Raw genomic sequence first — 22,946 nt, forward strand, 5'->3', positions numbered from 1 at the left:
CTCGGGACCTCGACGGCACGCGAGCGGCGAGTCGTGGGACCTCGGCGAGCACGACACGGGCGGGTCGGCACGGACGAGTCGGCCGGAGTGGGTCCGGCACCGAGCGGGCAGGACATGCCGCGCGTGGATCGTCGAGCGGGCGAAATCGGTCGCCGGGCGGCGTCGGGTGTGACGGGAACGGCCCGCTCAGCGGGAGGGCGGCCGGCGCCCCACGGTTCCGGGCGGGTGCGGGTGTGCGGGCGAGGCGGGTGGAGTGGGACGGCGCCGAGCGGGCAGGACACGCCGCGTGAGGATCGTCGAGCGGGCGTCGCCGGGCGGCGTCGAGGGTGACGGGAACGGCCCGTCCGGCGGGCGGGCGGAGGGCGTTCGGCGAGCGGGCGGTGGGCGTTCGGCGGGCGGGCGGCGGGTGGGTCCGGCGCGCGCGAGCAGGGCGGCGCGCCGTCGCGTTGCAGGCGTGAGCGCTCACGTGCCAGGATGTGAGCGCTCACGCAGGACGACGAGGTCTCGGGAGGACACATGAGCGACGACCGCCGACAGCAGGTCGAACACGGCCGCACGACCCTCGGCATCGAGCTCGGCTCCACCCGGATCAAGGCGGTCCTGGTCGACGAGGACCTCCGGCCGATCGCGAGCGGCTCCCACGAGTGGGAGAACGAGTACGTCGACGGCCGGTGGACCTACCCCCTCGTCGCCGTCGAGACCGGGGTCCGCGCGGCCTACGCCGACCTGGTCGCCGACGTCGAGCGGCAGTTCCGCGTCCGCCCCACGACCTTCCGCGCCGCCGGTGTCTCCGCGATGATGCACGGCTACCTGGCGTTCGACGAGGACGGCGAGCTGCTCGTCCCGTTCCGGACCTGGCGCAACACCTCGACCGGCCCCGCGGCCGAGCGCCTCAGCGACGCGCTCGACTTCAACGTGCCGCAGCGCTGGTCGATCGCACACCTGGTGCAGGCGGTGCTGGACGAGGAGCCCCACGTCGCCCAGCTCGCCGGCATCACGACCCTCGCCGGGTACGTGCACCGGATGCTCACCGGCCAGGACGTCCTGGGCGTCGGCGACGCGAGCGGGATGTTCCCGATCGAGTCCGGACCGGTCGACAGCGCCCCGGGGGAGCCCGGCCGCCGCGACTACGACGCCGGCATGCTCGCGACCACGCAGGACCTGCTCGGCGAGCGCGTCCCCGACCTCCGCGCACTGCTGCCCGACGTGCTCGTCGCCGGCGAGGACGCGGGTGCGCTGACCCCCGAGGGTGCCGCCTGGCTCGACCCGACCGGAACCCTGCAGCCCGGCGTGGCGTTCTGCCCGCCCGAGGGAGACGCGGGCACGGGCATGGTCGCGACGAACGCGGTGGCGCCCCGGACCGGCAACGTCAGCGTCGGGACGAGCATCTTCGCGATGGTCGTGCTCGAGCGGGCGCTGTCCACCCCGCACGAGGAGCTCGACGTCGTCACGACCCCCACGGGTGACGCCGTCGCGATGGTGCACTGCAACAACGGTGCGAGCGAGATCGCGGCGTGGGCACGCGTGTTCGGTCGGTTCGCCGAGGCGGCGGGGGAGCGCGCCGGCACCACGGCACCGAGCATCGACGACGTCTACGCGACGCTCCTGGCCGAGGCGGCCGACGCCGACCCCGACGCCGGTGGTCTGCTGTCGTTCAACTACCTGGCCGGCGAGCCCGTGACCGGTGTCGAAGACGGCCGACCGCTGCTGCTCCGCACACCGGGCGCCCGGTTCACCCTCGGCAACCTGGTCCGCTCCGAGGTCCACGGCGCCTTCGCCACCCTCGCGATCGGCATGGAGGTCCTGCACGGCGAGCACGTCGCCGTCGACCGGATGACCGCGCACGGCGGTCTCTTCCGCACGCCCGGGGCACCGCAGCGCCTGCTCGCCGCGGCGTTGCGCGTGCCGGTCGCCCTCGAGGAGACCGCCGGTGAGGGCGGTGCCTGGGGCATCGCCGTCCTGGCCGCGTACCTCGAGCACACCGACCGGTCGCTGGCGGACTTCCTCGCCGACACGGTGTTCGGCGGGGACGCCGTCCACGTCGCCGAGCCCGACCAGCGGGACGTCGAGGGGTTCCAGGACTACCTCGGCCGGTACCGCGCGGCCCTGCCCGTGCAGGACGTGGCGGCAGCGGCGACCCGCACCAGCGCACCGACGGACCAGGGCGAGCCGACCGACCCGGACGCGCCCGCCGACCAGGGCGAGCCGACCGACGGGGCCGAGCCGCGCCTCCCGGCCGAGCAGACAGCAGCGACCGAGCAGAAGGAGCCGATCCGATGACCGAAGCGCCCACCGACGAGACGAAGGCGGCCGTCGCCGCGGCCCGCGAGCGCGTCGCCGCCCTGCACGGCGAGCTCGTCCGCTACGGCCTGGTGATCTGGACCGGCGGGAACGTCTCGCAGCGCGTGCCCGGGACCGACCTGTTCGTCATCAAGCCGAGCGGGGTGTCGAGCGACGACCTGACCCCGGAGAACCAGGTGGTCTGCACCCTCGACGGCGTCCCGGCGGACGGCTGGGGCAACGCGCACGGCCCGTCCTCCGACACCGCCGCGCACGCCTTCGTGTACCGGAACATGCCCGAGGTCGGCGGCGTCGTGCACACGCACTCGACCTACGCGACGGCGTGGGCGGCCCGCGCCGAGGAGATCCCGTGCGTCATCACGGCGATGGCGGACGAGTTCGGCGGACCGATCCCGGTCGGCCCCTTCGCGATCATCGGCGACGACTCGATCGGCCGCGGCATCGTCGACACGCTCAGCGGCCACCGCTCCCGCGCGGTGCTGATGCAGAACCACGGCGTGTTCACGATCGGCAAGGACGCGAAGGACGCCGTGAAGGCCGCCGTGATGTGCGAGGACGTCGCCCGGACGGTGCACGTCTCCCGCCAACTCGGCGAACCGAAGGCCATCGCGCCCAACGACGTCGATCGACTCTTCGACCGCTACCAGAACGTCTACGGACAGAACCCCGAAGGAGCCATGCGATGACGCAGGTGAACCCCCAGGCCACCCTCGACAGCTACGAGGTCTGGTTCCTCACCGGCTCCCAGGGCCTGTACGGCGAGGAGACCCTCCGCCAGGTCGAGGAGCAGAGCAAGGCCGTGCACGCGCAGCTCGCAGGCGCACTGCCGGTCAAGCTCGTGTGGAAGCCGGTCCTCAAGGACGCCGACGGCATCCGCCGCGCCCTCATCGAGGCCAGTGCGGACGACCGGGTGATCGGCGTCACCACGTGGATGCACACGTTCAGCCCGGCGAAGATGTGGATCGGTGGCCTGCAGGCGCTGACGAAGCCGCTGCTGCACCTGCACACGCAGGCGAACGTCGCGCTGCCGTGGGGCGACATCGACTTCGACTTCATGAACCTCAACCAGGCCGCGCACGGCGACCGCGAGTTCGGGTACGCCCTGGCGCGTCTCGGGGTCCGGCACGCCACGGCCGTCGGGCACGTCTCCGACCCCCGCGTGCAGCAGCGGGTGGCGAACTGGACCCGCGCCGCGGCCGGTGCGGCCGCCGTCCGGGAGCTCAAGCTCACGCGCTTCGGTGACAACATGCGCTACGTCGCCGTCACCGAGGGCGACAAGACCGAGGCGGAGATCGAGCTCGGCGTGCAGGTGAACACCTGGGCCGTGAACGAGCTCGCGGCAGCGGTCGAGGCAGCGAGCGAGCAGGACATCGACGCCCTGGTCGCGACCTACGACGCCTCCTACGACCTGGTGCCCGAACTGCAGGACGGTGGCGCTCGTCGCCAGGCGCTCCGCGACGGAGCGGCGATCGAGCTCGGCCTCCGCGCGCTCCTGTCGCAGAACGGTTCTGCCGCCTTCACCACGAACTTCGAGGACCTCGGCACGCTGAAGCAGCTGCCCGGCCTCGCGGTCCAGCGGCTCATGGCCGACGGCTACGGCTTCGGTGCCGAGGGCGACTGGAAGACCGCCGTCCTCGTCCGCGCGATGAACGTCGCCGGCGCGGGTCTGCCCGGTGGGGCCTCCCTGATGGAGGACTACACGTACGACCTCACCCCGGGCGCCGAGAAGATCCTCGGCGCGCACATGCTCGAGGTCTCGCCGACGCTCACCACCTCGACGCCGACGCTCGAGATCCACCCGCTCGGCATCGGCGGCAAGGACGACCCGGTGCGCCTGGTCTTCACGGCCGACGCCGGCGAGGCCGTGGTGGTCGCGCTCTCCGACACCCGCGACGGCTTCCGCCTGACCGCGAACGTCGTCGACGTCGTGCCCCCGACCGAGGCGCTGCCGAAGCTCCCCGTCGGCCGCGCCGTCTGGGAACCGCGTCCGTCGTTCCCCGTCGCCGCGGAGGCCTGGCTCACCGCCGGCGCCGCGCACCACACCGTGATGACGACGGCCGTCGGCCTGCAGGTCGTCGAGGACCTCGCGACCATGGTCGGCACCGAGTTCCTCGTCATCGACGAGCACACCACGGCCCGCGGCTTCCGCGACGAGCTGCGCCTCCAGCAGGCGTGGCACCGTCTCGACCGCGGGTTCTAGGACCGTGACCGTGGCCGCGACGACGCGCACCAACTGGGCGGGGAACGTCACCTACCGTGCTTCCGCGCTGGAACGCCCCACCTCGGTGGCGGAGCTCCAGCAGCTCGTCGCGGCCACGCCGCGCCTGACGGCGCTCGGGTCGACGCACTCGTTCAACGAGATCGCCGACACCGACGCCGTGCAGGTCACGCTCGCCGGGCTCCCGCCGCTGCTCGAGATCGACGAGACGCGCCGGGTCGTGCGCGTCGCGGCCGGGATGACGCACAGCCAGGTGGCGTCCGGACTGGAGGCCCGTGGCTGGGCCCTCGCGAACCTCGCCTCCCTGCCGCACATCTCGGTCGCCGGTGCGGTCGCGACGGGCACGCACGGCTCGGGCGTCCGCAACCCCTCGCTCGCGCAGGCCGTGGTCGGCCTCGACGTCGTCCGCGCCTCCGGCGCGGTCGACCGGGTCGACGCCTCGTCGCCCGACGACACCCTCGACGCGCACCGGGTGGCCCTCGGGGCGCTCGGTGTCGTCACCGCGGTCGAGCTCGCGATCGAGCCGACGTTCCAGGTCGCCACGACCGTGCACCTCGACCTGCCCTGGGACGCCGTGTCGGCCCACTTCGACGACGTGATGTCCGATGCCTACTCAGTGTCGATGTTCACCTCGTTCGACGACCGCGGCGCCCGGCAGGTGTGGACGAAGCACCGCGTCGACGAGCCCGGGCCCGCGGTCGACCTCGTCGCCCTCGGTGCCCGCCGCGCCGACGGACCGGTGCACCCGGGTGAGAACGACGCCGCGAGCGTCACCGAGCAGGGCGGCGTCCCCGGCTCCTGGGCCGAGCGGCTGCCGCACTTCCGGTCGACCTTCACGCCGTCCACCGGAGCGGAGATCCAGGCGGAGTACCTGATCCCCGCGGCGCACGCCGTCGCGGCGCTCGACGCCCTCCGCCCGCTCGAGCCGGTGTTCGCCCCGCTGCTCATCGCCGCGGAGGTCCGGACGATCGCGGCGGACACCGCGTGGCTCGCGCCCTCGACCGGCCGGCAGTCGGTCGGACTGCACTTCACCTTCCGTCGCGACCCGGCGGCAGTCGCGTCGGCGGTCGAGCGGATCGAGGCGGTCCTCGCGCCGTTCGACCCGCGGCCGCACTGGGGCAAGGTGTCGGCGGCGGGCGTGGAACGGCTGCACGAGGTGTACCCGCGGCTCGACGACTTCGCGGCCCTCGCGCGCGACCTCGACCCGGCCGGGCGCTTCCGGAACGCGTTCCTGGCGCGCGTGCTGTCCTGACCCACGAGCGGGCGGGATCAGCAGATGTGCAGGAGTTCGACGGCTCGGGCACGGGTGGGTCGCTGAGTGCTCACATGTGTGATCACAAAGGTTGGTGCATGGCGAACCTCAACCGGATCCTCGGCATGGCCTCGAAGGTCATCGACAAGCAGATGCAGAAGCAGCGCGGTCAGGGGAACGCCGCCGCTGGCAACCAGCAGCCGTCCTCGGGCGGGAGCGACTGGCGTGACATCGTCCGCACGGCCGCGGACAAGCTGACGGGCGACGACCGCTCGCGGCAGCAGCGCCCGCACGGACAGCAGCAGCAGCAGCAGTACGGGCAGCCCCAGCAGCAGCAGTACGGCCAGCAGCAACCCCGCCAGCAGCAGTACGGGCAGCCGCAGCACGGTGGCCGACCGCAGCAGCACGGCCAGGCCGACCCCGACAAGGTGGCACTGGCGAAGTACGACTACCTGCTGCGCACGTCGAACCCCGACCAGCTCGAGCAGGTCCACCACGACGCGTTCGCACGCCTCACACCGGCGCAGCGGCAGCAGGTCCGTGACCGACTCAACTCCGAGCTGCCGCCGCACGAGCACCTGCGCGACGACTCGTCGGGCGGCATGGCGCGCGCGATGACCCGCGGGGAGATGTCCCGCCCCGGGCTCATCCGTCGCGTGCTCGGCGGGTCCGGCCGGTCGACGGGCGGGCGCGGTGGTGCCTTCGCCGGCGGCGCCGCGGTCGGAGCCGGTGCGATGGCGGTCGGCGGCCTGGCCGTGGCGGTCGCCGGTGGCGCCGTCGTCAGTGCGGCCGCCGCGCCGGTGCTCGCCGGTGCTGCGGACCTCGGCGTCGACTTCGAGGGCATCGCGTCCGGGATCGGCGACCTCGGCCTGGCCGATCTCGGCGGCGGGGTCGAGGGCTTCGCGGCCGAGGGCGAGCAGTTCCTCGGCGGCCTGGGCGAGCAGGCGAGCGGGCTGGGCGAGCAGGCATCCGGCCTGGGCGAGCAGGCATCCGGCCTGGGCGAGCAGGCGTCGAACATCGGCAACGACTTCCTCGGCGGCCTGTTCGACCGCTGACCCCTCCGCTGTCGGGGGACGGACGGTGGGACGGGGTCTCAGAGGGACTCGAGCACGTCGACCGCCCGCCGCACGCCGTGCTCCCGCCGCACGAGCCGACCCACCTCTGCCGCCCGCTCGCGGCGGGACAGGGCATCGCCCATCGCCGAAGCGAGCGTCCAGGCCGACAGGCGCCGCAGCGGGACCGCCGCCGCGGCGATCCCCTGCCGGTGCAGCTGCGCGGCCCAGAACGGCTGGTCGGCCGTCACGGGCACGACGACGGCGGGCACGCCGGCCCGCGCGACCGCGTGGGAGGTGCCGGCCCCGCCGTGGTGCACCGCGAGGGCCGCACCCGGCAACACCGCGTCGAACGGTGCGGACCGCACCGCGAGCACGTCCGGACCGCGGCACTCCGGCGGCAGCGCGAGGCCGCCCCACCCGGTGACGAGCAACACGCGGAGACCGTGGAACCGGGCGGCCGTGACGACCGCACGTCCGCGCGCAGATGCGTCCTCCGCGCCCGACGGACCGAGCGAGGCCATCGAACCGAGCGACGCCACGACGAACGGGCCGGCGTCGAGGAACGCGGCGACGGCGGGGTCGGCGGCCGGTCCGTCCTCGTACCAGGCACCCGTCTGGTGGACACGCTCCGGCCAGTCGTCCGGACGCGGCAGCAGCGCGGGGCTGACCGCCATCAGGGTCGCCCGCGAGGACGACCGCCGGGCGGGACCACGACCTCCCGGCAACCCGTCGGCGGCACGCGCGACGTCGGCGTCGAACAGGCGTGCGGCGGCGCGCGGCACGGCGTAGCTGGTCCGGTTGCCCGAGCCGAGGTCACGGGTGGCCGTCGGACCGCCGGCGGCGGGGAAGCGCGCGCTCGGGGTCGCCACGGGCGCGAACTCCGCCAGCACGCGGGGCACGCCGAGCGTGTCCGCCACCATCGGGGCACTGAGGATCAGCGGGTGGTGCACCACCACGTCGGGGTCGAAGGCGACGGTCTCCCGCACCGCGGCGGCGAACATGCGCCGCATCGCGGGCCGCACCTCGGAGCGCACGTGGTGTGCGATCGCGAACGGGGAGCGTCCGGCGGGCGCGAGCACCCGACGGGCGTCCAGACCGAGGGGCACGGTGTCCACGTCCGCGGGTGCGACGGCGTCGTCGGGCAGTGCCAGCCGGACCTCGTGACCGCGGGCGGCGGCGTGCCGTGCCAGCGCAGTGAACGGCTCCACGTCGCCTCGGGTGCCTGCGGTGAGCAGCATCATGCGCATCCGACCAGTGTGGCCCGGGCACCGTCACGCGGTGCCGACCGGCGGCGCGTACGCTCGACCTCGTGACAGACGGTGGTGGAACGATGTCGAGTACCGCACCGTCGGGGCTCGGTCTCGCCGTGCGCCGCCTCGTCCACATCTCGCGACCGGTGCTCTGGATCAACACGATCGGGTCCGGGCTCGTCGCCGTCTGGCTGACCGGCTCGCTGTTCGACCTCCGGGCACTCCCGGTGATCCTGTGGTTGACCCTGCCGTTCAACCTGCTCATCTACGGCGTCAACGACATCTACGACCAGGACACCGACGCGGCCAACCCGCGCAAGGGCTCCATCGAGGGTGCGCGGATCCGTCAGTCCGAGGTCCGCCTCATCGCCTGGGCCGTGGCGGCCGTCAACGTCCCGTTCCTCGTCCTCTTCGCCCTCACGCTGCCGCCGCTCGCGAACGTCGCGATCCTGCTCTACGTGGGTGTCTTCGTCTTCTACTCGGCACCGCCGCTGCGCTTCAAGGCACGGCCCTTCCTCGACTCGCTGAGCAACGCGGCCTACGCGCTGCCGCTCGTCATCGTGCCCGCTGCCCTCGAGGTGACGCCGGTCTGGCCCGCCGCCCTCGGGCTGATGGCGTGGAGCGTGGCGAAGCACGCCTTCGACGCGGTCCAGGACATCGTCGAGGACCGTGACGCGGGCATCACCACCACCGCCGTGCGGCTCGGCGCGCGCGGGACCGCGGTCTGGAGCGGGGTGTGGTGGCTCGTCTCCACGGCGCTGTTCGCCGTGGTGAGCATGCCCGTGGCCGCCGTCAACCTCCTGATCGCCGGCATCCTCGTGGTGTCCCTGCTGCGCGACCCGACGCCGGAGACCGGGCACCGCCTCTACCGCCTGTCGGTCGCGTTCCCCTACATCGCGGGTTCGTTCGCCGGGGTGCTGCTCCTGGTCTCGATCGTCCTGGGAGGCCGCGCATGAGTCGGATCGTCGTGGTCGGCGGCGGGATCGGCGGACTGACCGCCGCCGCGTTGCTCGCGCACGCGGGGCACCGGGTCACCCTGCTCGAGGCCTCCGCCGAGCTCGGCGGCAAGAGTCGCCGCATCCAGCTCGGGGCGGACCGCATCGACACCGGGCCGTCGCTGGTGACCTTCCCCGCGGTGTGGGACGAGCTGCTGCGCCGACTCGGCGACGGCGGGCGTCCCGCCGACCGGACGAGTGACGTCGGCGGCCTCGACCTGGTGCGGATGCCCGAGGTCGGCCGGTACTACCACGACGGCGAGGAGACCTCCCTGCCGGTGGCACCCGACCACCCCTGGTACCCCGCCTGGCGACGCTTCGCCGACCTGCATGCGCCGCTCGCCGACGACGTGACCGAGCTGCTGCTCGCCGACCCGCTCGACCGGGCCGCGCTGCCCGCGCTCCGCAGGCTGCTGGCCGTGTACGGTTCACGGCTCACCACACGCGCCTACCTCGACAGCCTGCCGTGGCTGCCGGACGGGCTGCGCGAGATCATCGCGATCCACACCCTCAACGCGGGCGTCTCGCCGTCGCGCACCCCCGCCCTCTACGCGAGCATGCCCGCGATCATGGCGGAGACCGGGGCCTGGGTGCCGCGCGGCGGGGTGTACGAGATCGTGCTCGCGCTGGGTCGGCTGGCCGAGGCGGCCGGGGTCGAGGTCCGCACCGGCGAGGCCGTCACCCGCATCGAGCGCGGCTCCGTCACCACCGACGTCGGGCACCACCGCGCCGACCTGGTCGTCAGCGCACTCGACGCCGACCGGCTGACCACGCTGACGGGTCCGTCGCGGATCCCGACCCTGCCCCGTCGACGCCCCCGCGCCCTGTCCTGCTCGGCCGTCGCGGTGTACGGCGTGCTGCGGGAGGAGCTGCCGGACGCCCTCGCGACGCACAGCGTCGTGCTGCCCACGAAGCCCGCTGCGCTCCACCGGAGCCTCGAGGCGGGCGACGAGCCGGCGGACACCATGGTGTTCGTCAACCAGTACCGCGCCGGCGAGGTGTACCCGAACCCGCGCAGCACCCTCGGCATCCTGCTCACCGCCCCCGCGGACGGCGGGCGGTATACGGTGGAGCACCCCTTCGTCCGACGCGAGGTCGACCGGGTCTCGAGCGCGATGGGCCTCGACCGGCCCCTCACCGACCTGCTCGACGAGCAGGTCGTGCTCGACCCGCAGTACTACGGCGGCGGGGGCGAACCCCACGGCGCGCTCTACGGGGCAGCGCGGCCGCCGTGGCTGAGCGGACCCTTCCACCGCCCGTCGTACAACAACCCGTGGAAGCCCTGGCTGTGGCGCGTCGGCGCGTCGGTGCACCCCGGCGGTGGCATCCCGGCGGTGGTGGGCGGCGCCATGATCGCCGTGCAGCGGCTGCTCAAGGCGAACCCGGCCTGACACCGGCCGAGGGCGAACGATCAGGAGGAGACCAGGGTGGTGCAGGCGAACATCAGCACGGTCACGGTGCAGGGTCGACCCCAGGACCGCGACGCCGACCTCGACCACCTACCGCGGTTCGACGTCGAGACCGACACGGGGCACCGGTACGTCGTGACCTGCGACGGCCCACCGGTCGGTGCCCCGTCCGACTGGACCGTGACGAGCGCCGACGACGGTCGCCCGGTCGGCCACGTCCGGCTGCAGGGCGCAGGCATGCCCGGGGCCACGGAGTACCGGTTCAAGCGCGCCGGAGCGTTCTTCACGGGCGGCAAGCAGTTCGACCTGTGGAACGCCGTCCAGTCGTTGCTGGAGTGACGTCGCCGGAGGCGCGAGGACCGCTCCCGCGGAGTCCTCGCGCCTCCCGGGGCGCCTAGAAGTACGTGATCCCGTGCGGCACCCGCGGCGGCACGAGCATCGCTCGGAACACCGCCGGTGCCGCCGGGTCGTCCGCGTGCACGAGCCCCGCCGCCGCGAGCGTCACCGGCGACACCGACCCGATGAGCACCGCGCCGAGGTCCGCCACGTCGAGCCGCAGGTCCGCCTCGCCACCGTCGTCGTCGGCCGTCCGGGTCACGGTGCCCCGTCCGTCGACGACGTCGAGACGGTAGGTGCCGGCGGCGAAGCCCATCGCGTCGGACACCGCGAGCGAGATCGACCCGTCGACCGCGTACGGACGCGAGGTCAGCACGGCGGGCACGTCGAGCACCCGCAGCCAGACGTGGTCCTCCTCGTGCTCGACGTCGTAGGCGCGGTTGTCCCCGAGCGCCGCGACGACCGGGTCGTCGAGCCGCGAGCGGGTGTACCGGACGACGTCGTTGAGGTCGATCGACAGCAGGAACTCCCACAGCGACAGGTACGCGGCGTCGGTGGCGTACACCAGGTCGACGACCTCGAGCACGGTGTCGGTGCCGCCGCGACCCTCCTTGACGCGCCACGTCACGTAGCCGTCGACGTCCGAGGCGGCGGTCGCGCCGGCGGGACGGTGCACCGCGGCGCGGACGTCGGTCGCGGGCTTGCCCTCGCCGTCACGCAGCCCGAACACGATCGGCCACGTGCCGGCGTTGCGCACCATGGACCCCGGGGTGCGGGCGTCGAACCGGTCGAAGACGGCGCGGCCGACGCCGCCCGCGAGCCACTCCGGCGTGACGACGGCGACGGTGCCGGTCGTCGGGGCGAGCAGGGGGAGCGCGCGCTCGCGGCGGACGCGGACGGCGCGCTCGCGAATCGCGCTGCCGAACCCGAACCGGCGGTAGATCGTGCCCTCGGACGCGGTGAGCGAGGCGACGGCGTACCCCTCGGCGACGCCGCGCTCGAGGGCGTGGGTCATCATCCGGCGGAGGATCCCGCGCCGACGCTCGGTGGGTCGGACGGTCACGGCGGAGATCGCCTGCGTGTCGATCGAGGCGCCGTCGCCCCAGCTGAGCCGCTTGCGGAACCACGTGAACGTGCCGGCCGGCCACGTCTCGTCGACGGACCCGGGGAGGGGGTCCCGCAGGTACGCGCCGAGGAAGGTCTCCTGGTCCTCGAGGAAGTGCGACGCCATGCGGGCAGCGCCCTCGGCGTCGGGGTGCGGCTCGTGGAACCCGAGCCCGACGGCGCGCATCCACGCCTCGGTCTCCGGCGTCGGCGCCCCCTGGTCGTCGGTCGTCGGCGCGAACTCGCGCAGGTCGTAGCGGTCGTCGAATGCGTCGTTGCTGGCCACGAGCCGACCCTACCGGTGTGCCCCGTCCGGGCGGTGAGCGGACGTCGGACGGGAGGCGCGGGGCGGCGCCGCACCGCGCCTCCAGTCCGTCACACGGTCCCGACGGACTGGACAGCCGGTCAGGGCGTGCCGCGTCGCGTCTCCTGGGCCACCACCTCGTCGAGGTCCGTGAGTCGCCGCATCTGCTGGAGCGGCCGCATCATCCGCGGGTTGTCCTGCAGCGCCGGTTCCGTGCGCGACAGGAACGCCCAGTAGCCGGCGGTGAACGGGCAGGCGTCCTCGCCGAGCCGCTTCGTGGGGTCGTACCGGCAGCCGCCGCAGTGGTCCGACATCCGGTCGATGTACCGCCCGCCGGACGCGTAGGGCTTCGTCGCGACCATCCCGCCGTCGGCGTGCTGTGACATGCCGATGATGTTCGCGGGCATCACCCAGTCGGTGCCGTCGACGAACACGTCGGTGAACCACTCGGTCAGGTGCACCGGGTCGTACCCGCGCTGCAGGGCCCAGTTGCCGAGCACCATGAGCCGCTGGATGTGGTGGAGCCAGCCGTGGTCGTGCAGGCCCTCCATCGCGGTGGACAGGCAGACGGCGTCGATCGCCGACGCGTCGAGCTCCTGCCACCAGCGGGGGATCCGCTCGTGCGCGCCGAGGGCGTTCTCCTCGGCGCCGTAGTCGTCGCCGAACCACCAGTAGAGGTGCCAGACGTAGTCGCGCCAGCCGGCGACCTGGCGGACGAAGCCCTCCACGCTCGCGAGCGGGGCGTCGTGGTCGCGGTGCGCGACGAGTGCGGCCTCGACGACCTCGAACGGGTCGAGCACCCCGAGGTTCATCGGGACGCTGAGCAGCGAGTGCGCCATCGTCCAGTCGTTCGTGAGCGTGGCGTCCTCGAAGGGGCCGAAGTCACCGAGGCGCACCTGCACGAAGTCGTCGAGGGCCTGTCGGGCCTCGTCCGCGGTGACGGCGAAGCGGCGGGTGTCGTCGCGGCCGACGAACCTCGCCACCCCGTCGCGCTCCCAGCGGTCGAGGTCGTGCCGGACCTCGTCGTCGATGTCGTCCTCGGTCGGCCACCAGGGGTCCGGCAGCCCGAGCGTCGTCGCGCCCCGGGGCGGCGGCTCGCGGTTCTGGTCGTCGAGGCTGAACTTCCCGCCGATCGGCCCGTCGGACTGCATCAGCCAGCCCTCGCGCCGGCGGACCCGCTCGTAGTGGGTCTCCATCCGGAACCGTCCGGTGCCCTGCGCCGCCCACTCGGCGAACTCGGCCTCGTCGGTGACGAACCCGCGGCTCGGCAGGACCTCGGTCCCGCGGCCCCAGTGCCGGACCTGGGCGCGGAGGGTCCGGGAGGGCGGGTCGACCACGTCGAGGTCGTCGCGGCCGACCAGCGCCTCCCGGAGGGTGTCGACCTGCACGTGCTCGGCGCGGTCGCCGAGCTCGCGGACGCGGTGCCGCAGGGCGCTCAGCCAGAGGTGTGCCTTGGCGCGGTGCACCGGGCGCGCGGTGAAGAACTCGCGGGCCTCGACGACCAGGGCGGGGCCGCCGTCGTCGAACAGGGGTCCGTACTGCCCGGGCAGGACGAGGCGACGGCGATCGGTGCTGCTGCGGTCGGTGCTGCCGGCTTCGGTGCTGCCGCGCTCGGGTGCCATGCCCGGACGCTACCGGCGACGTGTGACGTCCGGCTGACGGCGCGTGTGCCCCGTCCGTCGAGCGGTCGTGCGTGCTGTCCGGCACGGCAGCGGGGCCGCCGGCTCGCGCCGACGACCCCGCTCGACCGTGGTGGTCGCTTGCCCGTGCCTCGGCTCAGTTGTACGACGCGACGCGGTTCGGCGCGGTGTTGCCCGCGGGCGTCGGCACCGATCCACCGACGCCGTTGATGACGCTCGAGATCGTCCCGGTGTCACCGAGCGAGACCGTCACGAGCCCGTGCGCCCGGATGCCCGAGGTGGTCGGGGTCTCGAACGCGCGGTCCGCGTGCACCGACGGGTTCGTGTTGAAGAAGCAGTACACACCGCCGCCCCAGATCTCGTGGTTCGTCACCCCGGAGGCGACCTTGTAGGCCGCGTACCCGGCGCCCGTGGGGCTCTGCCACGAGGCGTTGTCCGGCACGTCGTAGGGCATCTCGTTCTGGAAGAAGATCGTGCGACCGCGGTTGCCGTTCCAGAGCACCTCGTACTTCTGGTAGTGCTCGACGAACAGCCCGGTGGCGAGCACGTCGTCGCCGTTCACCTCGACGCCGGTCGCGCCGGTGTTGACGTTCCAGCCGGTGGCCGCGCCGCCGTGGTCGGCTCGCCAGGCCCAGATGTGGTCGACCAGCGTGTCGTCGGCGTTGACCTGCAGCGTCGTCGTGGCCTTGCCCTGGATGCTCGAGCCGACGCGGAAGAAGACGTCCTGGATGCTCTGCGGGTCGGCGGCGTGGTCGACGTGCGAGCCGCTGGTGCCGAGGCGGACGAGCTGCGCGCTGTTCTGCGTGCCCGCGTCGACGACGAGGTTCGAGACGTTGACGCCGGAGACGTCGTTCGAGGTGATGACCGCGTTGCCGGCCGTCGGCACGAGCGTCGGGAAGCCGATGCCCGTCACGACGGTGTCGGCACGCGTGACGTTCAGTGCGGCGTTCAGCTGGTACGTGCCGGGGGTGAAGAACAGGTTCAGCCCCTGCGCGAGCGCGCTGTTGATCGTCGCCGCGGAGTCGCCCGGGTGCGCGACGTAGAAGTTCCGCATCGGGATGTCGGTCCCGGCGGTGTCCGGCCACGTGACGCCGGAGGAGTTCGTCCGCAGCGACGGCACGAACACGTGGTACTTGTTCGACGAGTCGACGTACAGGTACGGCTTCTCGCGGGTGACCGGCGTCGTCGCCAGGGTGGTGTAGCTCTTCGCGAAGTCGTTCGCGGGCGCACCCTGGACACCCGAGAAGGTCATGTTCCAGTTGCCGCCCTGCCACGACCCGAGCGTGGAGTTGCGGGTGTACCACTGCTGCTGCGAGCCGCTCGTCACGGTGCCGTCGACCTTCGAGTCGGCGATGTACCCGCCGGACGAGTAGCCCTGGCCGCCGTCCTGGTTGGACGGCCCCATCGTCAGGTTGCCCTTCACGTGCACGCGGCGCATCGGCGCGGCCTGCGACACGGCCCACCGGTCGGTGCCGCCCTCGGGCACGATCGCCAGGTTCTCGACCGACCGCCAGAAGTTCTGCGTGGCGTTCTTCTCGTCGCCGGCGTTCCACCCGGAGTCGACGTTGACCGCCCCGTTGATCGTGACGTCGTCGGGGTTCCTGCCGAGACCCGCCACGGACGTGTAGAAGCCCAGGTTCGCCCAGACCCGGCCGTAGCTGCCCGGCTTGAACAGGAACGCGTACCGCTGCGACCCGAACTGCGCGGTGGTGCTCCGCAGCTGCGCGTTGAACGCCGCGTCCACGTCGGCCTGGATGGTCGAGGTCGGTGTCGACGGGCTGTAGACCTTGACGTTGCTCCCGAAGTCCGGGGTGTCGCTGGTCGGGACCGCTGCCTGTGCCTGCAGGGCCGGCGTCAGGGCGCCGACCAGGCCGACCGCCGTGATCGTCGCGAGGAGCGTGCTCATCCGTCGTTGCATGATGCTCGATTCGTCGTCGGGCGGCCCCGTTGCCGCCCGCAACAGACGGTAGACCCGCCCGCGGGGCGCGGCAGTCGGTGCTGCGGCGGACAAGCGCGTACCCCGAACGGGGGTCACGTCGGCCGGGAGGCACGGAGCTGCCCCGCCCCGCCCGTCGCGGCCCGTCGTCGGTACGCTCACCGCATGTGGCCGACCGAGCAGGACTGGCGGGCGTCCGTCCCGCGGCTGCTCCGCGACGCCGTCGCGCGGTGGGACCTGCGGGTCGGCGCACCCTTCGGCGGCGGCAGCATCTCGCACGTGCTGCCCGTCACGACCCCCGACGGGCGCGACGCGGTCCTCAAGCTCTCCTTCCCGCACCGCGAGGCCGAGCACGAGGCGGCCGCCCTCGCCCGGTGGGACGGCGACGGCGCGGTGCGGCTCCTCGCGGTGGACCCCGACGACCCGTTCGTGTTCCTGCTCGAGCGCTGCGATCCGGGGACGCGCCTGTCCGATCGCGTCGACCTGCCGGCGGCCGAACGGCTGCGGACCGCCGCCGAGCTGCTCGGCGGCCTGTGGGCGGCCGGGGTGCCGGACACCGACCCCTTCGAACGCCTGACGGACGCGGCCGCCGGGTGGGCGGACCTGCTCGAGGAGCGGATGCGGGCCGTCGCCCCGCCGTTCGACCCCGGGCTCGTCCGCCGCGGCGCCGAGCTCCTCCGCGCCCTGCCCGTCGGTGCACGACGCACCGTGGTGGTGCACGGCGACGCGAACCCGGGGAACGTCCTCGCGGCCGGGCGCTCGCCGTGGCTCGTCATCGACCCGAAGCCGATGGTCGGTGACCCCGCCTACGACCTCGGGCCGCTCCTGGCGCAGGTCGACGACCCGTTCCGGACCGCCGACCCGACCGCCACCGTGCGTGCGCGCACCGCGCTGCTCGCCGACGTGACCGGGGAGCCCGTCGGACGGATCGCGGCCTGGTGCACGGCGCGGGCCGTCGAGTCGGCGCTGTGGTCCGTCAGCCGTGGTGCGCTCGGCGACGGTCGGGACGCCATGGCCCGTGCGGCGGTCACGGATCGGCTCGCCGACTGACGCTCCGGGTCACCGGGCGGCGGCGACCACGTCGTCGAGCGCGTCGTCCGCGGACCGCGGTTCGCGCCCGAGGAGCGCCCGGAGGGTCGGGTCGGTGCCGGCGAACCACCCCGCGCCCGCCGCCTCGTACATGCCGAGCAGGAACCGGACCATGCGTTCGTCCTGGCCGGCGGCCACGGCGCGCTCGACCCACCGCTCGGGGTCGACGAGCTCGAAGCCGACCTCGTCACCGACGCGGTCGGACAGCCGCCGGGCGAGGTCGGCGAACGTCGGCGCCCCGGTCGCGGTGATGGTCACGGGCCCCTCGGCGGGGGCGTCCTGCAGCAGGAGCGCGGCGGCGGCCTCGGCGGCGTCCTCGCGCGCGGTCCACGAGACCGGACCGTCCGCGGGCACGGAGACCGTCCCCGTCGCGGCCCAGGGACCGAGCAGCCACTGCAGGCTGTGCGCGTAGAAGCCGTTCCGGAGCGAGGTCCACCGGAGGCCGGAGGCCGCGAGCAGGTCCTCGGTCGCCGCGTGGTGCCGCGCGGGGACGAACGGTGAGTCCGCACCCGCTCCCTGGTGGCTCGTGTAGAAGACGTGCCCGACGCCCGCTGCCACCGCGGCGTCGACCGCGTTGCGGTGCTGCGCGACGGTGTCGCCCGCCGGGTCGTTCGACGACACGAGGAGCAGCCGGTCCGCGCCCGCGAAGGCGGTGCGGAGCGTCGCGGGGTCGTCGTAGTCGCCCGGTCGGACCGCCACGCCGCGGTCGGCGAACCCCGCCGCCTTCGCGGGGTCGCGGGTGACGACCGTCAGGTCGGAGGCCGGCAGATGACGGAGGAGGTGGTCGGCGGTCGCGCCGTTGAGGGCGCCGGTCGCTCCGGTGATGGTGATCATTGGATGCTCGTTCCTGTTAGCGGTGGTAACAGCGACGACCGTACGCGCTGATTCCGGCGATAGCAAGACCCTGTTAGCGTTGGTCCATGTCGTCGACCTCGGCCCCCGTTCCCGCACCCGACGCCGACCCGCGCCGGAACGTCCGCGAGCGGATCGTCGCAGCTGCGGCCGAGCTGCTCCACGAGGACGGGGCCGACGCGGTCACGACACGTGCGGTCGCCGTACGCGCCGGGGTGCAGGCGCCCACGATCTACCGGCTGTTCGGCGACAAGGACGGCCTGCTCGACGCCGTCGCCGAGCACGCGATGACGGTCTTCGCCGCCGAGAAGGCCGCGCTCGTCGCCGACGGCGCTGCCGAGGGGACCGACCCCGTCGCGGCACTCCGCTCAGGGTGGGACGCGACGATCGCCTTCGGCCTCGCGAACCCCGACCTCTTCGTCATCATGAGCGACCCGCGCCGCGGCCGGGGATCACCCGCCGTCGCCGCCGGACTGCGGGCGCTCGAGGAACGGTTGCGTCGCGTCGCAGCGGTCGGGCGGTTGCTCGTGCGCGAGGCCGACGCCGTGCGGCTCGTCCACGCGGCCGGGACCGGGACGGTGCTCGCGATCCTCGAGGAGGCCGGGGAGGCCGAGGACGACCGGCGCAGCGACCTCGCCGACCGGGCGTGGGCCGCGGTCGCGTCGCAGGTCCTGGTGGCCGAGGACGACGTGCCGGCCGGACCGGACCGCGCGCTGCGCACCGCCGCACTCACCCTGCGCGCCGGCGTCGACGGACTCGACGCGCTGTCGCCGGCCGAGCGGGCCGTCCTCGCGGAGTGGCTCGACCGCGTGGTCGACGGGACCGACGGGGGAGCGGACGCGTCGGACGGCGGCGCCTGACCGGCCGTCAGTCGGTCGCGCCCCGCGGCGGATCGACCAGCAGGGCGACGCGGTCGCGCAGGTAGTCGGCGAGTGGCACCGCGGCACCGGCGGTCGCCGACCAGCGGACCACCGGCTCGTCGTCGACGACCGCGAGGACCCCCGCGGCACCCACGAGCGTGTCGTCGAGCGGGACCGGCACCGCGCCGTGGTTGACGGTGTCGCCCTCGGCGAAGTGCCCCTTGGCCGCCGCCGCACGGTACGCGCGCCGCACCTCGGCGGACACCGAGACGAACTGCTGGCGACCGGGGTCCGTGACCCGGGTGATCCGTCCGGTCGCCCACACCCGCCCCGCGGTCTCGGGGGAGGAGCCGAGCAGCAGGGCGCCGACGCGCCACACCCGCCCGAGCGACCGGATCGTCGGCTCGCGGCGGATGCCGAGGACGGCACGTGGCTCGACGTACTCGCCGAGCGCCTCGTCGCGGACGGCGGCCTCGCGCAGGCGGTTGCCGGCGTCGGCGAGCAGGTCCCGTGCGCGCCGCACCGCGTCCGCCGCGCCCTCGTCCGTCACGACCCCCGAGCCTAGACCGCGGTGTCACGCGGGGTCGCGGAGTCCGCGGAATGCCGAGGTCGGTCCTACCGTTGGAGTGTCCGGGCCGTCGCGAGGCCCGGCAACGAGGAGGGTCGATGGGCATCGTCAGGTGGTTGTTCGACGCGCAGCTCGTCATCGGCGACCAGACCGTGCTCTGGCGTGAGGTGATCGGCAACGTGTTCGGACTGCTCAGCGCGCTCGGCGGGATGCGTCGTCGGGTGTGGGCCTGGCCGGTCGGCATCCTCGGCAACGCCCTGCTCTTCACCGTCTTCATGGGCGCGCTCTTCGACACCCCGAACCCGGTCAACCTGCTCGGGCAGGCCGGCCGACAGGTCATGTTCATCGTCGTCAGCGTCTACGGCTGGTACCGGTGGACGCACCGCGCGGACGAGGCGACGACCGTCGTCGAGCCGAGGTGGGCCTCCTGGCCGACCCGCGGGCTGATGGTCCTCGTCATGGTGGGCGGCACCGCCCTGCTGACCCCGCTGTTCCGCGCGCTCGGCTCCTACGAGCCGATGTGGAGCGACGCCTGGATCTTCGTCGGGTCGGTGCTCGCGACCTACGGCATGGCGAAGGGCTGGGTCGAGTTCTGGCTCGTCTGGGTCGCCGTCGACCTGGTCGGTGTCCCGCTGCTGTTCTCGGCCGGGTACTACGCCTCCGGGCTCATGTACGTCTTCTACGGTGCCTTCACGCTGACCGGGTTCTTCGTGTGGATGTCGCAGGGACGGAAGCCCTCCGCGGCGCCCGTCACCGTCGGTTGAGCCGACCGTCGGACGTCCCCGTGCCCCCCACACGGGGTGGAGACACGCGACGGCGCATCCTGTGGACTGTGGAGATGGCAGACTCCTGCGACGTGACGTACGACGACGAGGCGGTCCTGGCCGAACGCATCGTGCGTGGCGCGATCCGTGCGTTCCGTCTGCACCCGTACCACGACGTCGACGCGAGCGTCGTCGCCGAGACGTCCGGGCTCGACACCGCGGTCGTCGAACGGGTCTTCCCGATCTGGGACGCGCTGCTGCTCGTGACCTACGACCGCTGGACGCAGTTGCGCGGGACCCGGCGCTCGGTCGAGCCGGCCTCGACCGTCGACCACGTCCGCCTGACCCTCGCCGAGGACGTCGCCGACCCGGGACTCGTGAGGCTCCTGGCCGGAGTCGTGTCCATCGCCGCGTCGGAACGCGACTTCGCCGAGCTCTTCCGCAAGCGGTTCGAGGAGCACGTCGAGCAGCTCACCGCGGGGCTCGAGCGGGACGTCGCATCCGGTGCCGAGCACATCGGCATCCCGACGCACCAGGCTGCGACGCAGCTGCTCGCCGTCCACGAGGGGCTGCAGGTGCAGATGCTCGTCCGGCCGTACCTCGACGCACTGGTCGAGTTCGACCGCGCCGTCCGTACGCTGCGCCAGGGGTGGCGCGCGCCGGAGCCCGTGGCGTGGGACCTCGACTCCGCGCTCGCCAGCATCTGACGGAGCCGCGACCCGACCGACCACGACCAGGTCGGCCACGACCGGGCCGGATCAGGCCGCCCGCGGTCAGCGCGTCCCGGGTCGGCCGCGGCGCCAGCCGGCGATCTGCCGCAGGGTGACCTTCGAGCCGTACTGCGCGACGGAGTGCCGGAACAGGTACTCGGCGAACCAGAGCAGCACCGCCGCGGTGGCGAAGACCTCGACGATGCACACCACGGACTCCACCACGCTGAGGGTGCCCACGGCGTTGCGCACCATCGCGGTGATCGGGGTGAACGTCGGGAAGTACGTGAAGAACGCGGCCACCGGCGACGACGGCGTCGTCATCACGAAGAACGCGGCGTACAGCGGGATGATCAGCGCGAAGATCGCCGCCGACTGCAGCGTCGAGGCGTCCTTGATCGACGGCACCGCCGCACCCACCGCGACGAAGAGCCCGCACCCCAGCAGGACGCCGCCCACGAGCAGGAGCGCGCCCACGACCATCCGCCACGGGTCGACGCTCAGACCACCGAGCCGCGACGCCACGAACGGCAGCGCGGCCAGGGCGACGACGAGTCCCGGTACCAGGACGACGCCGACCTGCACGAGCCCGACGAGCAGCATCGCGAGGACCTTGCCGCGGATGAGGTCGCCCGCCGTCACGGTCGTCAGGATCATCTCGGAGATCCGGTTCTCCTTCTCCTCGACGACCACGGTCACCATCCGCGTCGCGAGCAGGATGACGATGCCGAAGAACGCCGCCACGTAGAGGAACGGCGGCACGATCGACAGCCAGCCGGGTGCCACGCGGCCGTCGGCGTAGGCGGTGAGCTCGGTGGCCGGCGGGGCGCGGAGGAGCGCGACGGCCTCGTCGTCGTCCACCGAGGTCGCGACGCTGCGCTCGAGCACCCGCTCCGCGAGCGAGGAGTACCCGCCGTTCTCGAACAGACCGCGGTCGGCCGCGTCGAGCCGGATCGGCTCCGTCGAAGGCTTCGCGGGGTACTCGACGAACAGCTCCAGCGTCCCGGCGCGGACGGCCGCCCGATCGGCGGCGGGGTCCTCGGACGGTGTGCCGCCCCACTGCGCGGCGACCGAGGCGGACACGAGACCCGAGTGGTCGACGTAGTGGAACGGGGTCCGCGTCGCCGAGCTGCTCGACGACACCGAGTCGGTGCCGGCGGCCTGGCCGACCCCCACGAGCAGCGAGACGACGACGACCACGATCGGCAGGGCGAGGGTGCCGATCCAGAACGCGGGCTTCTTGACGGCGCGGACGAACTCGAAGCGGACGACCGTCCCGAGCCGGCTCACGCGGCGGCCCCGGTCCGTGCCGGGGTGCCGAGCGGCGCACGGCCCGGCGGGTGTGCGTCGTCGGCACCGGCGTCGTGGCCGTACACCTGCACGAAGATCTCGTCGAGCGGGATGCGTCGCATCTCGAACCCGGTGACGTGCACGCCGGCGGTCACGAGCGACGCGAGGATGTCCGACCCGTCCGGTGCCGCCGCGGCGCGGGGGACCAGGTAGGCGACGTGGCCCTCGTGCCGGGCGAGCCGGTACAGGGGCGAGGGCGGCACGCTCCCGTCGAGCAGCACCCGGGCGACGGCACCGCCGAAGGCGTCCTGCACGTCCGGGATGGTGCCGTAGGCGGCCGCTCGACCGTCCTTGAGCAGGAGGATCCGGTCGCACAGCCGTTCGACCTCGTCCATGTGGTGCGTGACCAGGATCACCGTCGCGCCGTCGGCCTTCCGTTCGTCGACCAGGTCGAGCAGGAGCCGGCGGTTCACCGGGTCGAGGCCCTTCGTCGGCTCGTCGAGGATGAGCAGGCGCGGCCGGTCCATGATCGTGATGCCGAGCTGCACCTTCTGCTGCTGGCCGCCGGAGAGCTTGTCGACGCGGAGCTTCGCGCGGTCGGCGAGCCCGATCCGCTCGAGGTACCCGGTGCTCCACCGCACGGCCTCGGGACGCCGGAGTCCACGGAGCATCCCGAAGTACGTCATCACGTCGATGACGGACTCCTTGCGGTAGAGCCCGCGCTCCTCGGGCAGGTACCCGATGCCGCCGGTCGCCGGTCGGTACGGAGCGCCGTCGATCGTCAGGGAGCCGGCGGTCGGTGTCGTGATGCCGAGCAGGGCCCGGATGGTGGTCGTCTTGCCGGACCCGTTGCTGCCGAGGAGCCCGAACGTCTCGCCCGGTGCGACGTCGAAGGACAGGCCGTCGACGACGTCGCGGTCGCCGAAGCGCATCACGAAGTCCCGCACGCTGATGCTGGCACCGCTCATGGGGCCGACCCTACCGACGGACGCCGCGAGTTCCGCCCGCCCGTC

General features: G+C 73.4%; 20 protein-coding genes. 12 read left to right on the plus strand and 8 right to left on the minus strand.

The annotated features are described in order from the left end of the window. The first annotated feature begins 516 nt into the window (after positions 1 to 516). The 5 genes from QUG92_RS00365 (at position 517) to QUG92_RS00385 (ending at position 6,826) form a co-directional block, all read left to right on the plus strand. On the plus strand, positions 517 to 2,280 hold the full coding sequence (locus QUG92_RS00365; RefSeq protein ID WP_289457140.1) for a xylulokinase: 1,764 nt from the start codon (positions 517 to 519) through the stop codon (positions 2,278 to 2,280). Continuing rightward, positions 2,277 to 2,987, plus strand: coding sequence for an L-ribulose-5-phosphate 4-epimerase (locus QUG92_RS00370; RefSeq protein WP_289457142.1), 711 nt, complete (start codon positions 2,277 to 2,279; stop codon positions 2,985 to 2,987). The genes QUG92_RS00365 and QUG92_RS00370 overlap by 4 nt, the downstream gene beginning before the upstream one ends. Then, entirely contained in the window at positions 2,984 to 4,501 is a 1,518-nt protein-coding gene (gene araA, locus QUG92_RS00375) for an L-arabinose isomerase (protein WP_289457144.1), read from the plus strand. The genes QUG92_RS00370 and araA overlap by 4 nt, the downstream gene beginning before the upstream one ends. A 10-nt stretch (positions 4,502 to 4,511) precedes the next feature. Next, on the plus strand, positions 4,512 to 5,771 hold the full coding sequence (locus QUG92_RS00380; RefSeq protein ID WP_289457146.1) for an FAD-binding protein: 1,260 nt from the start codon (positions 4,512 to 4,514) through the stop codon (positions 5,769 to 5,771). Positions 5,772 to 5,869: 98 nt separating this feature from the next. Then, entirely contained in the window at positions 5,870 to 6,826 is a 957-nt protein-coding gene (locus QUG92_RS00385) for a hypothetical protein (RefSeq protein WP_289457148.1), read from the plus strand. 38 nt (positions 6,827 to 6,864) lie between these two features. Here the strand turns inward: QUG92_RS00385 and QUG92_RS00390 are convergent, their stop codons facing one another. Then, positions 6,865 to 8,073: a glycosyltransferase gene (locus tag QUG92_RS00390; RefSeq protein WP_289457150.1), complete on the minus strand. Its 1,209-nt coding sequence runs from the start codon at positions 8,071 to 8,073 to the stop codon at positions 6,865 to 6,867. An 83-nt stretch (positions 8,074 to 8,156) separates the two neighbouring features. Between QUG92_RS00390 and QUG92_RS00395 the strand changes: the two genes are divergently transcribed. From QUG92_RS00395 to QUG92_RS00405, 3 genes are read left to right on the plus strand one after another with little or no spacing between them, the layout of a single operon-like run. Beyond that, on the plus strand, positions 8,157 to 9,032 hold the full coding sequence (locus tag QUG92_RS00395) for a UbiA family prenyltransferase (RefSeq protein ID WP_182045605.1): 876 nt from the start codon (positions 8,157 to 8,159) through the stop codon (positions 9,030 to 9,032). Next, positions 9,029 to 10,462, plus strand: coding sequence for a phytoene desaturase family protein (locus tag QUG92_RS00400; protein WP_289457151.1), 1,434 nt, complete (start codon positions 9,029 to 9,031; stop codon positions 10,460 to 10,462). The genes QUG92_RS00395 and QUG92_RS00400 overlap by 4 nt, the downstream gene beginning before the upstream one ends. Before the next feature lie 36 nt (positions 10,463 to 10,498). Continuing rightward, entirely contained in the window at positions 10,499 to 10,819 is a 321-nt protein-coding gene (locus QUG92_RS00405) for a hypothetical protein (RefSeq protein WP_289457153.1), read from the plus strand. 55 nt (positions 10,820 to 10,874) lie between these two features. Here QUG92_RS00405 and QUG92_RS00410 read toward each other — a convergent pair whose 3' ends face one another. The 3 genes from QUG92_RS00410 to QUG92_RS00420 form a co-directional block, all read right to left on the minus strand. Then, entirely contained in the window at positions 10,875 to 12,206 is a 1,332-nt protein-coding gene (locus QUG92_RS00410) for a GNAT family N-acetyltransferase (RefSeq protein ID WP_182045608.1), read from the minus strand. A 119-nt stretch (positions 12,207 to 12,325) separates the two neighbouring features. Further along, a complete protein-coding gene (locus QUG92_RS00415) occupies positions 12,326 to 13,846 on the minus strand; it encodes a cryptochrome/photolyase family protein (RefSeq protein WP_289457156.1) in 1,521 nt (506 codons plus the stop codon). Positions 13,847 to 14,000: 154 nt separating this feature from the next. Then, positions 14,001 to 15,770 carry a pectate lyase-like domain-containing protein gene (locus QUG92_RS00420; RefSeq protein WP_289457158.1) on the minus strand — a complete coding sequence of 590 codons (1,770 nt, stop codon included), beginning with the start codon at positions 15,768 to 15,770 and terminating at the stop codon, positions 14,001 to 14,003. Between the two features lie 195 nt (positions 15,771 to 15,965). On the opposite strand from QUG92_RS00420, the gene QUG92_RS00425 reads away from it, so the two are divergent. Next, on the plus strand, positions 15,966 to 16,850 hold the full coding sequence (locus QUG92_RS00425; protein WP_289457159.1) for an aminoglycoside phosphotransferase family protein: 885 nt from the start codon (positions 15,966 to 15,968) through the stop codon (positions 16,848 to 16,850). 9 nt (positions 16,851 to 16,859) lie between these two features. Here the strand turns inward: QUG92_RS00425 and QUG92_RS00430 are convergent, their stop codons facing one another. Further along, a complete protein-coding gene (locus QUG92_RS00430) occupies positions 16,860 to 17,723 on the minus strand; it encodes an NmrA family NAD(P)-binding protein (protein WP_289457160.1) in 864 nt (287 codons plus the stop codon). Between the two features lie 86 nt (positions 17,724 to 17,809). Here QUG92_RS00430 and QUG92_RS00435 point away from each other — a divergent pair, with 86 nt between their 5' ends. Beyond that, on the plus strand, positions 17,810 to 18,601 hold the full coding sequence (locus tag QUG92_RS00435) for a TetR/AcrR family transcriptional regulator (protein ID WP_289457162.1): 792 nt from the start codon (positions 17,810 to 17,812) through the stop codon (positions 18,599 to 18,601). Positions 18,602 to 18,608: 7 nt separating this feature from the next. Here QUG92_RS00435 and QUG92_RS00440 read toward each other — a convergent pair whose 3' ends face one another. Beyond that, complete coding sequence (locus tag QUG92_RS00440; RefSeq protein ID WP_289457163.1) at positions 18,609 to 19,151, minus strand: hypothetical protein; 543 nt, start codon at positions 19,149 to 19,151, stop codon at positions 18,609 to 18,611. Positions 19,152 to 19,267: 116 nt separating this feature from the next. On the opposite strand from QUG92_RS00440, the gene pnuC reads away from it, so the two are divergent. Then, a complete protein-coding gene (pnuC, locus tag QUG92_RS00445; RefSeq protein ID WP_289457164.1) occupies positions 19,268 to 19,933 on the plus strand; it encodes a nicotinamide riboside transporter PnuC in 666 nt (221 codons plus the stop codon). A 68-nt stretch (positions 19,934 to 20,001) separates the two neighbouring features. Beyond that, positions 20,002 to 20,640 carry a TetR family transcriptional regulator C-terminal domain-containing protein gene (locus QUG92_RS00450; RefSeq protein WP_289457165.1) on the plus strand — a complete coding sequence of 213 codons (639 nt, stop codon included), beginning with the start codon at positions 20,002 to 20,004 and terminating at the stop codon, positions 20,638 to 20,640. 66 nt (positions 20,641 to 20,706) lie between these two features. Here the strand turns inward: QUG92_RS00450 and QUG92_RS00455 are convergent, their stop codons facing one another. Continuing rightward, a complete protein-coding gene (locus QUG92_RS00455; protein WP_182045617.1) occupies positions 20,707 to 21,933 on the minus strand; it encodes an ABC transporter permease in 1,227 nt (408 codons plus the stop codon). Next, positions 21,930 to 22,901 (minus strand): ABC transporter ATP-binding protein, encoded by a 972-nt coding sequence (locus tag QUG92_RS00460; protein ID WP_289457166.1) that lies wholly within the window; start codon positions 22,899 to 22,901, stop codon positions 21,930 to 21,932. The genes QUG92_RS00455 and QUG92_RS00460 overlap by 4 nt, the downstream gene beginning before the upstream one ends. Between the last annotated feature and the right edge of the window lie 45 nt (positions 22,902 to 22,946).

The organism is Curtobacterium citri, from assembly GCF_030362955.1.
Lineage (GTDB): Bacteria > Actinomycetota > Actinomycetes > Actinomycetales > Microbacteriaceae > Curtobacterium > Curtobacterium citri.

What these genes read in the sequence shown, in the direction of transcription:
- QUG92_RS00365 (WP_289457140.1), top strand. Translation starts at nt 517, where the DNA reads ATGAGCGACGACCGCCGACAGCAGGTCGAACACGGCCGCACGACCCTC.
- QUG92_RS00370 (WP_289457142.1), top strand. Translation starts at nt 2,277, where the DNA reads ATGACCGAAGCGCCCACCGACGAGACGAAGGCGGCCGTCGCCGCGGCC.
- araA (WP_289457144.1), top strand. Translation starts at nt 2,984, where the DNA reads ATGACGCAGGTGAACCCCCAGGCCACCCTCGACAGCTACGAGGTCTGG.
- QUG92_RS00385 (WP_289457148.1), top strand. Translation starts at nt 5,870, where the DNA reads ATGGCGAACCTCAACCGGATCCTCGGCATGGCCTCGAAGGTCATCGAC.
- QUG92_RS00390 (WP_289457150.1), bottom strand. Translation starts at nt 8,073, where the DNA reads ATGCGCATGATGCTGCTCACCGCAGGCACCCGAGGCGACGTGGAGCCG.
- QUG92_RS00395 (WP_182045605.1), top strand. Translation starts at nt 8,157, where the DNA reads ATGTCGAGTACCGCACCGTCGGGGCTCGGTCTCGCCGTGCGCCGCCTC.
- QUG92_RS00400 (WP_289457151.1), top strand. Translation starts at nt 9,029, where the DNA reads ATGAGTCGGATCGTCGTGGTCGGCGGCGGGATCGGCGGACTGACCGCC.
- QUG92_RS00415 (WP_289457156.1), bottom strand. Translation starts at nt 13,846, where the DNA reads ATGGCACCCGAGCGCGGCAGCACCGAAGCCGGCAGCACCGACCGCAGC.
- QUG92_RS00420 (WP_289457158.1), bottom strand. Translation starts at nt 15,770, where the DNA reads ATGAGCACGCTCCTCGCGACGATCACGGCGGTCGGCCTGGTCGGCGCC.
- QUG92_RS00425 (WP_289457159.1), top strand. Translation starts at nt 15,966, where the DNA reads ATGTGGCCGACCGAGCAGGACTGGCGGGCGTCCGTCCCGCGGCTGCTC.
- QUG92_RS00430 (WP_289457160.1), bottom strand. Translation starts at nt 17,723, where the DNA reads ATGATCACCATCACCGGAGCGACCGGCGCCCTCAACGGCGCGACCGCC.
- QUG92_RS00435 (WP_289457162.1), top strand. Translation starts at nt 17,810, where the DNA reads ATGTCGTCGACCTCGGCCCCCGTTCCCGCACCCGACGCCGACCCGCGC.
- pnuC (WP_289457164.1), top strand. Translation starts at nt 19,268, where the DNA reads ATGGGCATCGTCAGGTGGTTGTTCGACGCGCAGCTCGTCATCGGCGAC.
- QUG92_RS00460 (WP_289457166.1), bottom strand. Translation starts at nt 22,901, where the DNA reads ATGAGCGGTGCCAGCATCAGCGTGCGGGACTTCGTGATGCGCTTCGGC.